Source organism: Vibrio sp. 704, assembly GCF_033339295.1.
Genome location: NZ_JAWOUH010000424.1, coordinates 1 through 713, shown reverse-complemented (window position 1 = coordinate 713; position 713 = coordinate 1). Strand labels below are relative to the sequence as shown.

The window sequence follows — 713 nt, the reverse complement described above, 5'->3', positions numbered from 1 at the left end:
ATATCATTTATCAAAGTGGTGGTGTGGTTGATTCAACTCAAACTTATTGGGTGCCTTTGTTGGTTGTCGCTTTCTTCTTATCTGGCACTCGTCTTATCGCTATTGCTTGGAGTGGCGTGGTGATTGCCATTTCCGCCTTAATGACACATCAGCATGTTTCGGGTTTTGAGTTTCCTCAACTGGTATTATCGGAAGCTTCTCAGAGATTAGAAATTTGGTCTGGTACCGTATTGCCGCTGGTGGTGATTTGTATCGCTCAGGCATTTACTGCTAAGCAACGTGATGATGCGATTGAAAATGCCGAAGCAGCAAAAGTCGAGAGTGAGCAAGTCGCCAAAAAAGCAACAGAAGGCGAACTGCATCTGGCTGAAGTATTGGAACAAGCTAATTTAAATTCGATAGAGCTGAAATCTGTTTCGCAAGCGCTTGATGAGCAATCGTCGCAGTTGGATGAGCAAGTCAATGCACTCAACGTGAATAGTGAATCTCAAGCAAGTGCGGCAGAGCAAATGAGCCAACAAGTACATCACATGGCCACAGGGATTGAAGAGTCGAGCAAGTTTGTGGAAGAGCTGCGCGAGAAGAGTGAAGACGTTCATCAACAAGCGGAGAAAAGCTCGGAATTGCTGGAGGATTCTACCCAAGCGATCAGCCAGATCATTACTAGCCATGAAGAAATCATGAAAGTGGCAGACTTGATTACCTCTGTAGCA

The 713-nt window shown here is 45.2% G+C and carries 1 pseudogene; it reads left to right on the top strand.

Annotated elements, in window-relative coordinates:
• Positions 1-713, top strand: a pseudogene (locus tag R7R24_RS26885) (chemotaxis protein); the annotation flags it as partial.